Origin of the sequence: Alcaligenes faecalis (genome assembly GCF_009497775.1) — a bacterium.
Lineage (GTDB): Bacteria > Pseudomonadota > Gammaproteobacteria > Burkholderiales > Burkholderiaceae_B > Alcaligenes > Alcaligenes faecalis_D.
In genome coordinates this window covers 1,042,178-1,056,778 of sequence record NZ_CP031012.1, presented here as the reverse complement: position 1 = coordinate 1,056,778, position 14,601 = coordinate 1,042,178, and the positions used below count along the sequence as shown (strand labels likewise).

The following is a 14,601-nucleotide window of genomic DNA, read 5'->3' as shown; positions in this document are numbered from 1 at the left end:
TGCCGGGGTCTAGGTTCTTAATCTTGCAGGTGCGACAGCATCTGAATAAAGATCTTCGGGCTGGCGGCAATGACGTTGCCAGTTTCTTTCCAGGTTTGCTCACCTTCAAAGTCACCCACCAGACCACCGGCTTCGGTCACCAGCAAGGTGCCGGCAGCCAGATCCCAGGGTTGCAGGTTGACGGCGCAGAAACCATCCAGACGACCGGCGGCCACATAAGCCAGATCCAAAACCGTTGCACCCACGCGACGCACGGCGGCACATTCGGCCAGCATATCGGCAAATGGGGAGGTGGGTTTCACGCCTGCACCCGAATCCGGCACGTGCGCACCGATCAAGGCATCGTGGTAACGGGTCTGGCCCGACACACGAATACGACGGTCGTTCAGGAAGGCGCCACCGCCACGGCTGGCCGTGAACATTTCATTACGGTTGGTGTCGTAAATAACGGCATGGGCAGCCTGGCCACGGTGCATCAGGGCAATCGAAATCGCATAGCACGGGAAGCCGTGAATAAAGTTGGTGGTGCCATCCAGCGGATCAATGACCCACTGGTATTCAGGAGTGCCTTCGCCTGCGGGTTCCAACGGTGGACGCTCGCCCGTTTCCTCTCCGATAAAGCCGTGATCGGGGTAGGCTTCGCTCAACACTTCAATGATGGCTTCCTCTGCTGCGCGATCCACTTCCGTGACATAATCTTTAGGGCCTTTACGCGCAACCGACAGGTGCTGGAGGTCTAGACTGGCGCGAGAGATAATGGTGCCGGCACGGCGAGCCGCCTTGATGGCGGTATTGAGCATCGGGTGCATGGAAATTCCGTTTTTTTAACAATAATTGAGCCTGCCTGGCGTGCCCTGTTGCAGGGCAAAATCGCGTGAGCAGACACAGGAAGCGTAGCTTCAAAGTAGCTATTTTAAATGACTCAGACGCAAGCATCGGCATTTGATGATAATTTTCACCGGGTTCGCTTCATTATGGTGCAACCCAGCCACCCTGGAAACGTGGGCGCAGCAGCGCGAGCGATCAAAACCATGGGCTTTGGCGACTTATGTCTGGTCGACCCGCTAGACCCGGACGTTGCACAAAACCCTCAGGCAATCTCGCTGGCCAGCGGTGCCGTGGACGTTTTGGAGCAGGCAACGATTGTTCCCACCCTGGCGCATGCGCTGGAACCCGTCACCCTGGCTTTTGCCCTGACGGCCCGCCCCCGCTACCTGGGACCACCGGCCGCCGATATACGCCAGACAGCCGAACTGAGCCGTGAACATCTGCGCCAGCACGCCGGAACCGTCGCCATTGTGCTGGGTACCGAGCGCGTGGGCCTGACCAATGATCACATCAGCCAGTGCCAGTATGTGTGCCATATTCCGGCCAATCCTGAATACAGCTCCCTGAATGTCGCCCAGGCTTTGCAACTGGCCGCCTGGGAATTGCGCTACGCCCTGCTGGCTGAAAGCGGTGCCAACCTGTTGCCCAATACCGATGGCAAGGCAGACCCTGGCAAGGAGCTGGCTCCCCAGGCCAAGGTGCAAGCCTTGCTGCAACACTGGGAACAGGCCATTGAAAGCGTCAAATTCCTGGACCCCAAGCATCCCAAGAAACTGGTGCCCCGCATGCAGCACCTGTTCGGGCGTGCCCAGCTTAGTCTGGATGAAGTGGATATGTTGCGCGGCCTGTGTACCGCCATGATCAAGACCGCCAAAACAGCGGGCCACCCCATCCCCGAACAGCGTAAAGACGAATCGGCTGGCCCGGAACATCGCTAAAACCCGCATTCAAACGCTCTGCCCCGCTTGCCCGCTGCACCCAGCGGGCATCGTCTTTTATGAGCGATCGCACAGTGGACACTTTCTTGGCTGGCGTATATTCTTACTGAGTTACTTTTTCGGTAAGCAATAGCTGTTTTCAAGCATGAACACTCCCGAGACCGTAGAACCGCAGGATCAGGCCGGGCCGCGTACCTTGCAACGCGGCCTGCTGGTGCTCAAGACTTTGCAGAATCATCAAGGCAAAGGGCTGAGCGTCACTGACCTGTCGCGTGCCACGCAACTACAGCGCCCCACCATCTACCGGCTGCTGGCCGCCCTGATCGATCACGGCCTGGTGCAGAACAGCAGCCATAGCCGTCGCTACAGCGCCACGCGCCAAGATCAGGGCCTGTTTGGACTGGACCCGCGTGTCACCATCATGCAGCCCATCATGCAGGAGCTGGCCCAGCTTACTGGCGATGCGGTCTTTCTGGTGGGCCGCGATGGCGACGACTCCATCAGCCTGTGGCGCGAAATCGGCCCCTACCCGGTACAGATTCTGGCGACCTATGTGGGCAAGCGTCAGCCTTTGGGCGTAGGTTCCGGTGGCATGGCCTATCTGGCTACCCTTGGGGATGAAGCGATCGAGCAGATTATCGAGCGCAACGCCAATCAGCTGGACCAGTACGGCGGCATGACCCAGCGCGAGATGCGCCAGCTGGTCACCAACACCCGCATTCGAGGCTACTCGGTTGTAGGCAATTACGCCGTGCGCGGTGCCTTGGGTGTGGGCTGCGCCCTGTGCGACCACAAAGGCCGCCCCATTCTGGCCATGAGTGTCACAGCCATTACCGAACGCATGCCAGCGCCCCGTCAAAAGGAAATTGCCGGTTTGCTGCGCGATGCACTGGATTCAGTAGCCGACAAGTTTTAGGTCCGGGTGGGTTTCTCCGTCTGAACGGTGCCGGGACCGTTAAAACCCTCATCAGCACACAGCGCTCCCTGTGTGCTTTTTTATTGCTTTTTTTATTTCCAACCTTATTCCCTCTGCCCCATTCAAACTGATCCTCTAATCAGTTCGTTTTAGCTAAATATCCCCTTCTCTCAAAAAACAGCCGGTTTTATATCGAAAGCCGCTTGTCGCCGCGCGCCCCCGCCCTTTTCTCCCTAGGGTTAACACGTCATCGTTTCGCCGCGCGTAAATAAAACGACATTTGCTTTATTGATCCACGCACTCGCCTGTCGCTATCTTGTGGGCACAACGATAAGCCCCCTAAGGGGCACACCAAAAAAAAGGAAGGCGAGATACAGGCAACAGTCATTACCGAGGAGTACGCGCTAGCGGGACTGTGTATCCAGCATCCAAATCCATAAGCCGACCCACTAGCCAGGTCGGGGAGACAAAAACAAGGATAAGTTCATCATGAACACCACTGCTACCATCTCGGCCAAACCCAGGCCAAACTTGCTGACCCGCTTTACCAACATCTGCGTGCGTTACGTAGAAAAGTGGATGCCGGACCCGTATCTGTTCGCCGTCATCCTGAGCTTGCTGGTTGTAGGACTGATTGCCCTGTTTGTTGATGGCGCCACCCCCGGAGGAATGGTGGATGCCTGGTATCGCGGGGTGTGGGGACCCAAAAGCATTTTCACCTTTGCCCTGCAAATGGTGCTGATTCTGGTGACGGGCTACACCCTGGCCGAAGCTCCACCCCTGAAACGCGCCATCATCTGGTTGGCTTCCCGTGCCCGCACACAGGTTGAAGGTGCCCTGCTGTGCTTTGCCGTGGGCGCGATCTTTTGCCTGCTGAACTGGGGCCTGGGTCTGGTGGCCGGTGCCCTGGTTGCACGCCAGGTTGCCCGCCGTCTGCCCAATGTGCACTTTGGCTATCTGATTGCCTCGGGCTATATGGGTTACCTGCTCTGGACTCAAGGTTTGTCCAGCTCGATTGCCCTGGCCAATACCGATCCCAACAGCCCCATCAACGTCATCCATCAACTGACCAGCATGACGGTGCCGTTCAGTCTGACGATTTTCCAGCCCTATAGCTGGATTCCAGTCGTGGCCCTGATCATCCTGCTGTTCCTGACGATCTGGCGCATGGAGCCTGACTACGCCCTGCCGCCCGACCCGGCCGTCTTTGCGGACATTGAAAAAGACCTGCCCAAAACCAAGCCCAGCACTCCGGCCGAAAAGCTGGAAAACCTGTGGATTCTGAATGTGCTGTTCTTTGCCGCGGGTATGTACTACTTCGTGCGCAGCGGTTTTGCGCTGAACATCTCATCCATGATCATGCTGTTCACCGTCACCGGTGCCCTGCTGCACTGGACCCCTATCCGCTTTATCAAGTCCTTTGTCGAGTCCGCCAAAACGGCAGGCCCGCTGATTCTGCAGTACCCACTGTACGGCGGCATCATGGGCTTGCTGGCCTATATCCCCATGGAAGGCGGCCGCGCACTGGAAGAGATCCTGTCCTCCGCGCTGGTCACCGGGGCCAATGAATACACCCTGCCCTTCCTGACCTTTATCGCCTCCATCATCATCTCGCTGTTTGTGCCTTCCGGTGGCGGACACTGGGGTGTGCAAGGCCCCATCGCCGTGCAATCGGCCCTGGCCATTGGTCAGGACAGCCCCGCCTATCTGGGCCTGATGTCCATGGCCGTGGCTTTTGGTGAGGCGGTGGCCAATATGATCCAGCCCTTCTGGCTGCTGCCCGTGCTGGCCATTGCGCGCCTGAATGTACGACAGGTCATGGGCTTTACCGTCGTGGCCTTTCTGATTGGCACCGTCATTTTGACGATTGCTATTCTTATTGCACCCTTCACGCTCTAAGGACTTGTCATGTCTGTGAATGATTTCGCTACCCGAAACACGACATCCAGCCAGGAGGCGGCAGAAGCGGCGATTGCCCGCTACGAGCAAACCGAGGATCTGATTCAGGCCTTTGCCCATCTGGACAAGGAGCAAGTACGGCGTGTTGCCCAGGAACAGGAGAACAACACCGGCCCCTTGAAGGGGCTGGTCATCGGCATCAAGGATTTGATCAATACGGCGGACGCTCCGGCCACCTATGGCTCGCCTATTTATCGCGATAACCGCCCCACGCAGGACGCCGCCATTGTGCAGGCCCTGCGTGCGGCCGGTGCCGTGCCTTTTGGCAAAACCGTCACCACGGAATTTGCCTTGTTCAGCCCGCCCAAGACCCGCAACCCCTGGAATCTGGAGCACACACCGGGCGGCTCGTCGTCAGGCTCGGCCGCCGCCGTAGCCGCCAATGTGGTTCCGGTGGCCTTGGGCACGCAGACAGCGGGGTCCGTGGTACGCCCCGCCACCTTCTGCGGAATTTATGGCTTCAAGCCCAGCTTTGGTGCCTTGCCCAGCAGCGGGCTGAAAACCATCAGCCCCTCTTTGGACACCCTGGGAATCTTGGGCCAGCGTCTGGAGGATGTGCGCCGTGTCTTCAATGCACTGCGCAGCACCCCGGAAGTATCACAAGTCCTGCTGCAAGCTCCTTTGCGCCTGAGCTTTTTACACACGCCCTGGTGGGAGGATATTGCCGAGGATCTGCGTGATCGGCTGGAAGCGAGCATCAGCCACCTGAAAACGGATGACGGCCAGTTTGAAGTTCAGCTTAGCGACAAGGACAACTTGTTTGGCGAACTGACCCACGCGCAGCAAGCCGTCATGGGGGCTGAAGTGCTGGCCCATTTAAGCCATGAACGCCAGCAGCACCTGGAACTGCTCTCGCCTGCCTTGCAGACCTATCTGGACAAGTGCGCGCAGACACAACCAGCCGAACTGATCCAGGCCCAAGGTCTGATCAATCAGGTCAAGCGCCATCCCGAGCTGATCTTCGGGGACGCGGACCTGATCCTGAGCGCAGCCGCCTTGGGCGAGGCCCCCACACGCGACACCACGGGCGATCCGGTGCTGTGTCGTGCCTGGACGGCGCTGGGCACTCCATGCATCAACTTGCCCATCGGCTTTGGCAAGCACGGGCTTCCTTTGGGACTGCAAGTGGCCGCCCGCCCCGGCCAGGACGACCTGCTGCTGGAAGCGGCCACCCGCATTGCCCATCGCCTGGGCACATTAACTATCGCGCTGCCTGAACTCCGATCCTGAAGGGTCAGGCAGCTTATTTAACGGATCACATCGACAGAGGTATCACAGGGAAACCCAATGACGGACAGCAACTGGAATCTTAAGAATCAAGCCCGCCAGCAAAGACTGCAACGTGCCAGCCGCGCACTGGGAGACTCTTTGCAAGGCAAAATATGCAGCACGGATAAAGCCAGCGCCTTGCTGGAAGCCATATTACAAGTAGGAGATCGAGTATGTCTGGAAGGCAATAACCAGAAGCAGGCCGACTTTCTGGCCGACGCCCTGGTAGGAGTCGACCCAGCGCAGATTCATGACCTGCACATGGTGCAATCCGTGCTGGCTTTGCCCCAGCATCTGGATGTGTTTGAAAAAGGCATCGCCAATCGCCTGGACTTCAGCTTTTCCGGCCCGCAAGGTGCGCGCCTGGCCAGGCTGGCCTCGGCAGGACGGCTGAACATCGGTGCCATTCATACCTATCTGGAGTTGTTTGCCCGTTACTTTGTAGACTTGACCCCGAATGTCGCGCTCATCGCGGCCCAGGCCGCCGATGAGCACGGCAATCTGTACACCGGCCCCAATACTGAGGACACCCCGGCCATTGTGGAAGCCACCGCATTTTCCGGCGGCATTGTCATCGCCCAGGTCAACGAGCTGGTCGATAGCAAGACCACCCGCCTGCCACGCGTGGACATTCCCGCCGACTGGGTGAACTTCGTGGTGCCTGCTCCACGCCCCCACTTTATTGAACCGCTGTTTACCCGCGACCCTGCCCAGATCAGCGAAATCCAGGTCTTGATGGCCATGATGGCCATCAAAGGCATCTACGCAGAATACGGCGTGCAACGCCTGAATCACGGTATCGGTTTTGATACCGCCGCCATTGAATTGCTGCTGCCCACTTACGGGGAGTCACTGGGCCTGAAAGGCAAGATTTGCCAGCACTGGGCCCTGAACCCTCACCCCGCCCTGATCCCGGCCATTGAAGCCGGTTGGGTGCAATCGGTGCACTCCTTCGGCTCCGAGCTGGGCATGGAAAACTATCTGCGTGCCCGTTCCGATGTGTTCTTCACCGGCCCGGATGGCAGCATGCGCAGCAACCGCGCTTTTTGTCAGGCAGCAGGCCACTATGCCTGCGATCTGTTCATTGGCTCCACCTTGCAGATCGACCTGCATGGCAATAGCTCCACCGCCACGCTGGGCCGCATTGCCGGTTTTGGTGGCGCCCCCAATATGGGCGCGGATGCACGCGGTCGTCGCCACGCCAGCCCGGCCTGGTTGAAGGCCGGTCAACAAGCCCGCCAAGGTCGTCAGGGCGCAGCCGGTACACCGCGTGGTCAGAAGCTGGTGGTGCAAATCGTGGAAACCTTCCGCGAACACATGACCCCCGCTTTTGTGGACACTCTGGATGCCTGGACCCTGCAAGAGCAGACCGGCATGGATCTGCCTCCCATCATGGTGTACGGCGACGATGTCACCCACATCCTGACTGAAGAAGGCATCGCCAATCTCTTGCTGTGCCGTACCGACGAAGAACGCGAGCAAGCCATACGCGGCGTTGCGGGCTACACACAAGTAGGTCTGGGCCGAGATGCGCGCATGGTGGAGAACCTGCGCGATCGCGGCATCATCCGTCGCCCTCAGGATCTGGGCATAGACCCACGTCAGGCCACACGCAATCTATTGGCCGCACGCAGCATGCGGGATCTGGTTCAAGCCTCCGGCGGGCTGTATCAACCCCCGGCACGCTTCCGTAACTGGTAAGAGCCCGCCACGCTATTTGCATTAGGAGATCACGATGACAAACATTCCTCACGGCCTGGAAACCCTGGCCTACAGTTTCAAGGGACAAGAGCCTATTGGCACCTTCCAGCCTGTGCTGGTTGGCGTGGTGGGTTCGGGCAATCTGGAAGTGCTGGCCGAGCCCAAGGACAGCCCCGAATGCACCATCCATATTCATACCTCGGCGCGCGGTTTCTCCACGATCTGGGATGCAGTGGTGCGGGACTTTCACCAGCGCCATCCGCTGGCCGGTATCCACTTCGACATCAACGATATGGGGGCCACCCCTGCCGTCGTCAGCCTGCGTCTGGACCAGGCCGCCAGCGAAGCACTGGCACGCAGCCAAGCACAAGGAACCCAGTCATGAGCAGTTATCTGGAATGTTCTGCCCGCCAGCGCGTCCAGGCTCTGTTTGACGCCAACAGCTTTCACGAATGGCTGCCCCCTGCCCAGCGCTTGAGCAGCCCTCACTTGGCCCAACTGGGTGTGCCCTCTTCCTTTGATGATGGTGTGGCCATCGGCCATGCCTTGCTGGAAGGGCAAACGGTTTATGTGGCCGCGCAAGAAGGCGAATTCATGGGTGGTGGTGTGGGTGAAGTCCACGGTGCCAAGCTGGTGGGACTGCTGCGCCGCGCCATGATCGAACGCCCTGCTGGCGTGGTGCTGCTGCTGGAGTCCGGTGGTGTGCGCTTGCACGAAGCCAATGCCGGTTTGATTGCCGTCTCCGAAGTGATGCGTGCCTTGCTGGATACGCGCAATGCCGGAGTGCCGGTAATTGCTTTGGTCGGCGGGCAAAACGGTTGCTTTGGTGGCATGGGCATTGTGGCCCGCTGCACCAACCACCTGATCATGAGTGACGTAGGCCGTCTGGCCATGTCCGGCCCGGAAGTGATTGAAGCCTCCCACGGGGTCGAAGAATACGACTCCAAGGATCGTGCTTTGGTCTGGCAAACCAGTGGCGGGAAACACCGCTGGCTGACCGCCGATTGCGATGACCTCGTGCCTGACACCGTGGCCGCTTTCCGCACCGCAGCCGTACAAGGTTTGAAAAACCCGGCCCGTGGCCCGGTCACCCTGGAAGAGCTGGAACAGGAACATCAGTTGCTGGCACAACGCGCGGCCCTGCTACCTGTGGAGCAATGGGATCACACCGAGAATCAGGCCCAGACCTTGTGGCAAGCGCTGGGACTGGAACAAAGCGATCAAGTCGGGCAGATGGACGCTGCAGCCGTCAAAGCATTACGCAGCCAGGAGGCGCTGTCATGAAATGGGAAACACTGGTGCAATCGCTGTTCGATACGCAGCACAGCATTACCGAACAGGATTTGTTCTTGCAGGGCCATGCCGAGTTTGATGGCCAGACCCTGGCCGTTATCGGCACCACCGAACACGCCCCCATCGGCGTGGCCCTGGCCTTGACCCAGGCACAGGCCGTGCTGGACACCATCAAGAACCATCCTGGCCGCAGCCTGCTGCTTTTGGTCGATACCCAAGGCCAGCAACTGCGCCGCCGCGATGAACTGCTGGGCATCAACCGCGCCATGGCTCACTTGGGCATGTGCCTGGATCTGGCTCGACGCAAAGGTCACAAGGTTATTGGGCTGGTGTATGACCAGGCCCTGTCCGGTGGTTTCATCACCTCCGGTCTGATTGCCGATGCCTGCTATGCCGTGCCCGAAGCCGAGATTCGCGTGATGCGTATCCCTGCCATGGCCCGCGTCACCAAGCTGCCCGAATCCATGCTGGAAGAACTGGCGCAATCCAATCCGGTTTTTGCACCCGGCGTAGGCAACTACGTGGCGATGGGTGGCATTCAATCTGTTTGGGACAGCAGTTCGCCAGAGCAACTGCGTGCATCCTTGCGTGCAGCGCTGGCCCAATCCAATGATCAGGACCGCCGCGCCAGCGATGGTGCCGAACGCGGTGGCCGCCGTCTGGCTGCCCAGATCATTGAACAGGTCTTGCAGGCATCCTGATGACAGCCCAACTGCCCGCTCGCCGTCACCACCTGATCACGCTGGACAGCCCAGCCTGGGATCAGGTGCTGGCTGATCTGGAGCCGACCAGCCACGCCCATCAGTGCCTGCGCAGATGGCAGGCCCGTGACTGGCCGCTGGTCGTCAGCCGTCAGCCGGGCGAACTGCGTAGCGGGCAGCTGCAAGTGGGCATTCCCTTGCCGACCGATTGGGGACGGCAAAGGCTGTCCCTGATCGTTCCCCAGGCGCGGAGCCTGGCCTGGGGCCGTTTCCCTCCCGCCCATGAAGCCCAAACCTTGCTGCCGGTTTCCTTGGCACAGGGCTGGCTGAGCTTATGCCAGCAGATGCAGGCACACAGCTGCACCGCTCAGGTTTATGGCAGTTATGGCTGGGAACTGATCACCGGACAAGGCTATGTGCGTGAAGGCTCGGACCTGGATTTGCTGCTACCCGTGCAGTGTGCCACGCAGGCCGATCGTCTGGTGCAGCTATTAAGTGCGGCCAGCGAATTGCCCGGTTTGCCCCGTCTGGATGGCGAGCTGCTGTTTCCGGATGACGCCGCCATCGCCTGGCGTGAATGGCAGCAATGGCGCAGCGGTGCCAGCAACAAAGTCATGATCAAACACACGCATGGTTTACGTATTCAGGCGCACTCGGACTGGCCCGAACACGCCCCTACCCTGGAGTCACCTCATGCTGCTTGATGCAATTGAAACAAGGGCATTGGCGCAGTTACCCACTGCTCCCGACTCCATGGATCCATCCCGTTCCTGGAGTTGCGCGGCCATAGGCCGGGCAGCCGTTCTGGCGCTGTATGACGAGCTGATTCTGGCCCCCAAACCGGGGCTGGTTTCCCTGATCGACAGCGGCAGCCATGACGATATGGATGCCAGCACCTTTTATCGCAGTCTGTTTGCCCTGCGCCATTATTTTTCAGACATGGCGGCCCTGGGCCAACAGCGTGCTCCATTCAGCCTGCTGCAAACTCGCGGGATTGCAGCGGAGGCTCGCATGCAGACAGCCACGGGGGGCATCAATACCCACCGTGGCGCCATCTTCATGCTGGGCCTGTTGTGCGCAGCCGCAGGCGCCTGCCTTCCTTTTCGCACCCTGACTCCCGCCACGATTCGGGACCAACTTCAAACATTATGGGGGGCGGCTTTACAGGCCCGCAGCCTGCAAGCTTCGTCCGCACTGCCGGGCGGACGGGCGGTACGCCGCTATGGCTTGCAAGGCGCGAACCAGGAAGCCGCCCAGGGCTTTCCCACCTTGTTTGAAACGGCCTGGCCCGCCTGGCAAGTCGCTGTCAAAACTTTGTCTCCGCACAGCACACCAGTGGCAGAACATCAGTTGCAGACCGTGGGTTTGCATACCTTCTTTTCTGTTATGGCGGTCCTTGACGATAGTAATCTGGCCCATCGTGGCGGACTGGAGGGGCTACACTACGCGCGCCGCTGCGCCGCGCAATATCTGCAGGCAGGCAGTGCGTTTACCCCGGATGCAGTGCAACGCGCCCAGGCCTTGCATCAAGCCTTCATGAAACGCCGCCTGTCCCCCGGAGGCGCAGCCGATACCTTGTCGGCCTGCTGCTGGCTGGACCGCTTGCAAGCCTATGCCCCCGGTGGTGCCAGCCAGCGTCGCCCTACTGGAGCCTGACTATGAAAATCGCCCTGCTGTTTTCCGGGCAAGGCATGCAATACGCAGACATGCTGCCCTGGATGAACCCGGCCCATCCCCTGCTGCTGCAAATGCAGGAGCAATTGCACGTTCCCGATTGGCGCGCTGCCATGCGCGATACCCATTGGGCCAGCACCAATGCCCATGCCCAAGTCGTGCTGACGGCTTGCGCACTGGCCGCCTGGCAGGAGTTGCAGGAGCAAGTCCCTGCCCTGCAATCCTCCAGTCGATCTTTGGCCGCCGTGGCGGGCTACAGCATTGGTGAACTGGCAGCCGCTTGTGTGGCGGGTGTCTTATCCACCAGCGATACCGTCAAACTGGCCGAACAAAGAGCCGCCTTGATGGATCAGGCTGGAGCCGGACAAGACAGCAGCATGCTGGCGATAAGCGGTGTTTCAATTCGGACGATTGAGCAGTGGTGCCAGGCACAAGGCGCTGCCCTGGCCATACGCAATGGCCCTGATAGTGCCGTGTGTGCGGGTCCGCGTGACAAGCTTTCTGCCCTGGAAAAATTCGCTCAGGAACAAGGGGCACGTTGCACACCCTTGGCTGTGAATATTGCGTCCCATACCCATTGGATGAGCAGCGCGGCCCAAGCCTTTCAGGAGCAACTGAATCAAAGCGAACTGGCTGCCCCGAACGTACCGTGGCCGACCAATGCCGGTGTATGGGTGCATAACGCCGCCACCGCAGCGCAGGCTTTATCGGCACAGATCATGCAAACCATGCAATGGGATTCCTGCATGGAACAGATTGAAGAACGACAGCCTAATGTGGTGCTGGAGATTGGACCGGGACGCAGTCTGGCGACCATGTGGAATCAGCGCTATCCCGAGATTCCTGCGCGTAGTGTGGATGAGTTCCAAACCCTGGATGGTTTGCAGCGCTGGTTGTCACGCTGGGCGGGATAAAGAGACATCTACAAGCCGTCCAGCATCAGGCCGATTTCTGCCCTTCTTTTTCCAGCTGAGTGCGCACAATTCGACACGCCCGCAAGAGACTCAAGACATTCGGGCTGCGCTCACGCGACTTCATGCAAACCAGACCGATGCGCTGTGAATGTCGATACTGCGGCTCCAAACTAAGCCACTGAATCTTGTCAGAGAAAACCTCTTTGGCGCGGGCAGGTAAAAGGGAACATCCCACCCCGCCGCTGACCAGACTCATCAAGGAAAAGATGTCCCCAGTGCGCATCACAATATCGGCATCGAAGCCGGCTTTGGCCAGCATGCGCTGCATGTCCCGACCTGTCGCAAAGTCATCGGTCAGCGACACAAAGCGTTCCTTGGAACAACGCTCCAGATCCACCACGGATGACTCCGAACCTTGCCAATCCATGGGGGCGGCAAACATCAGTTCATCATCAAAAATGGGCAGTACTTCCAGATCATCTGGCTGCTCCTGAGGCAGCTCGATCAGGGCCGCGTCGATATGACCGCCGCGCAGCTTTTGCAGCAGCTTCTCGTTCGAATCCAGCACCAGATCAATCTGCAATAAAGGCTTGTGAACCTTCAGCTCCACCAAGAGGCGTGGCACTAAACGAATCGTTAGCGAATACATGGAGCCTATGCGTAGCTGATCCGATGAATAGCCCCCGGCTTCACGGGCAGCATCAATGCCATGCTGCAAGGTGCGTATGGTTTCCTTGGCTGCCTCCGCCAGCTCGCGGGCCGACTCCTGTGGCACCAGGTTGCGGCCTTCCTGCAAGAACAGGGGACAGCGCAACCCTTCTTCCAGACTTTTCAATGCCCGATGCACGCTGACCGCGCTGGTGCCCAATTGTTCAGCGGCACGGGCAATCGTGCCGGCTTCCAGAAAAGCCAGCAGAACTTCCAGGCGTCGTACCGTGATTTTTTCGTCGATCAGAAACATCGTGAGGGCAGGTAGAAAAACAGCGCTAGAGCAAAGAGTACAGTATGGGAGAAGCCTGAAGTAAGTCCAATGCAGGCTAACCCGAAAAAAATGCCCCAAGCCGCTAAAAGCAAGGCTTGGGGCATTTCTATTTTAGATCAGAACAGCACGGGTCTGAACCCGGCAAGATCATGTTCAAGGTCTGGAATCCAGGCCTTGAATCAACACTTAAGCGGCCTTTTTATCGCCCACCGATTGCACGATTTCTCGCACAGGCACCGGAGTCTGCAGACCAGCCTCATTCAATACCTGAACGGCACGACGGTACAGATCAAAACGCGCATCCCAGAAGTCAGCGGCATTGATCCAGGCACGCAGATTAACCGTGATCACGCTGTCCTTGTACTCCATGACCATGACCAAGGGAGCCGGGTCCTTCAACACCTTGGGATGTTCATTGAGCAGGCCTTGGAGCAGCTTGATGGCCAGGTCCAGATCATCGCCATAACGCACGCCCACACCAAAGTCCAAACGACGGGTGGGGTTGCGGCTGTAGTTGATGATGGGGTTGCCCCAGATCAGGCTATTAGGCAGGGTGAACTGAATGCCATCCACTTGCTCAAAGCGGGTCAAAAACAAACCCACTTCCAGCACGGTGCCGTCGCCTTTACCGACCACCGATACAAACTCGCTCGCACGCAAAGGACGCAGCATCAGCAGCATGATGCCAGCGGCAATATTTTGCAGCGTGTTCTGCAAGGCCAAGCCCACCGCCAAACCGGCAGCACCCAGTACCGCAATAATGCTGGCGGTCTGCACACCAAAACGAGCCAGGACGGCAATCAGCACAAAGATGCGGATTGTCCAGACCGTCACGGACTGGGCCATAGGCACAATCGTCGGGTCCACACGGGGAGAGCGGGCTGCCATGCGCTTGATGGCACGACCGGCGATGGCGGACAGCCACCAGCCAATAATCAGAATCAACAAAGCGATCACGACGTTAAGCGCGATGGCGCCTACCGCGGGAAACTCTGTCATCCAGGTTTGCAATTTTTCCACGTTTCAATCTCCTCAAAAAATGCCAAAGAGCCGAAGGGACTGGCCGCTAAGGGTAAACATTGCTAGTGCGCATCATAGCCTTGGGACGGACTTGAACCCAAGTTGGACAAGCTCTCCATCTTATCCCCGAAAACTGTGGATAGCTCATAGGAAAAACTGGGCAAATCAGGAAAACCATCTGTAGTATCAGCGACTTAAAACGGGCGTACAGAAAACGGCCAAATTGCAAAATAAGCGCCAGCTTATCCCCGTAAAATGTGGACAAGTCACAGGATAAACCGTGGATCAGCTCACTTAGAGCAATCTAATCAATGACTTAGAACAGCTGATCAGAGAATCGACAATTCTTTACCATTTTTTTCCCCCGCAGCGCCCGCGCCAGGTAAAAACCGGCTTATCCACAAAA

Annotated in this window: 14 protein-coding genes; 11 read left to right on the top strand and 3 right to left on the bottom strand. The window is 58.6% G+C overall.

The genetic code is table 11. From position 1 onward, the window contains the following. Positions 1–17: 17 nt before the first annotated feature. Complete coding sequence (locus DUD43_RS04815) at positions 18–809, bottom strand: inositol monophosphatase family protein (protein WP_009457824.1); 792 nt, start codon at positions 807–809, stop codon at positions 18–20. 108 nt (positions 810–917) lie between these two features. On the opposite strand from DUD43_RS04815, the gene DUD43_RS04810 reads away from it, so the two are divergent. From DUD43_RS04810 to DUD43_RS04760, 11 genes are all read left to right on the top strand, one after another. Beyond that, complete coding sequence (locus DUD43_RS04810; RefSeq protein WP_153229368.1) at positions 918–1,766, top strand: RNA methyltransferase; 849 nt, start codon at positions 918–920, stop codon at positions 1,764–1,766. 145 nt (positions 1,767–1,911) lie between these two features. Then, entirely contained in the window at positions 1,912–2,682 is a 771-nt protein-coding gene (locus DUD43_RS04805) for an IclR family transcriptional regulator (RefSeq protein WP_121738390.1), read from the top strand. A 489-nt stretch (positions 2,683–3,171) separates the two neighbouring features. Then, a complete protein-coding gene (locus DUD43_RS04800) occupies positions 3,172–4,581 on the top strand; it encodes a short-chain fatty acid transporter (protein WP_153229367.1) in 1,410 nt (469 codons plus the stop codon). A gap of 9 nt (positions 4,582–4,590) precedes the next feature. Further along, positions 4,591–5,871 (top strand): amidase, encoded by a 1,281-nt coding sequence (locus tag DUD43_RS04795; protein ID WP_153229366.1) that lies wholly within the window; start codon positions 4,591–4,593, stop codon positions 5,869–5,871. Between the two features lie 57 nt (positions 5,872–5,928). Next, positions 5,929–7,611, top strand: a complete 1,683-nt coding sequence (gene mdcA, locus DUD43_RS04790) for a malonate decarboxylase subunit alpha (RefSeq protein WP_153229365.1) — start codon at positions 5,929–5,931, stop codon at positions 7,609–7,611. Positions 7,612–7,645: 34 nt separating this feature from the next. Beyond that, positions 7,646–7,996 carry a malonate decarboxylase acyl carrier protein gene (mdcC, locus tag DUD43_RS04785; RefSeq protein WP_026484239.1) on the top strand — a complete coding sequence of 117 codons (351 nt, stop codon included), beginning with the start codon at positions 7,646–7,648 and terminating at the stop codon, positions 7,994–7,996. Next, on the top strand, positions 7,993–8,895 hold the full coding sequence (locus DUD43_RS04780; RefSeq protein WP_153229364.1) for a biotin-independent malonate decarboxylase subunit beta: 903 nt from the start codon (positions 7,993–7,995) through the stop codon (positions 8,893–8,895). Before mdcC ends, DUD43_RS04780 begins: the two co-directional genes overlap by 4 nt. Further along, positions 8,892–9,605, top strand: a complete 714-nt coding sequence (mdcE, locus tag DUD43_RS04775; RefSeq protein ID WP_153229363.1) for a biotin-independent malonate decarboxylase subunit gamma — start codon at positions 8,892–8,894, stop codon at positions 9,603–9,605. Before DUD43_RS04780 ends, mdcE begins: the two co-directional genes overlap by 4 nt. Continuing rightward, positions 9,605–10,309: a malonate decarboxylase holo-[acyl-carrier-protein] synthase gene (gene mdcG / locus DUD43_RS04770; RefSeq protein WP_153229362.1), complete on the top strand. Its 705-nt coding sequence runs from the start codon at positions 9,605–9,607 to the stop codon at positions 10,307–10,309. Before mdcE ends, mdcG begins: the two co-directional genes overlap by 1 nt. Beyond that, positions 10,299–11,261, top strand: coding sequence for a triphosphoribosyl-dephospho-CoA synthase (locus DUD43_RS04765; protein WP_153229361.1), 963 nt, complete (start codon positions 10,299–10,301; stop codon positions 11,259–11,261). Before mdcG ends, DUD43_RS04765 begins: the two co-directional genes overlap by 11 nt. A gap of 2 nt (positions 11,262–11,263) precedes the next feature. Then, positions 11,264–12,193, top strand: coding sequence for an acyltransferase domain-containing protein (locus DUD43_RS04760; protein ID WP_153229360.1), 930 nt, complete (start codon positions 11,264–11,266; stop codon positions 12,191–12,193). 25 nt (positions 12,194–12,218) lie between these two features. Here the strand turns inward: DUD43_RS04760 and DUD43_RS04755 are convergent, their stop codons facing one another. Together DUD43_RS04755 and DUD43_RS04750 are read right to left on the bottom strand one after the other, a co-directional pair. Continuing rightward, on the bottom strand, positions 12,219–13,154 hold the full coding sequence (locus DUD43_RS04755; protein WP_153229359.1) for a LysR substrate-binding domain-containing protein: 936 nt from the start codon (positions 13,152–13,154) through the stop codon (positions 12,219–12,221). A 207-nt stretch (positions 13,155–13,361) separates the two neighbouring features. Beyond that, on the bottom strand, positions 13,362–14,174 hold the full coding sequence (locus DUD43_RS04750; RefSeq protein ID WP_194273494.1) for a mechanosensitive ion channel family protein: 813 nt from the start codon (positions 14,172–14,174) through the stop codon (positions 13,362–13,364). Between the last annotated feature and the right edge of the window lie 427 nt (positions 14,175–14,601).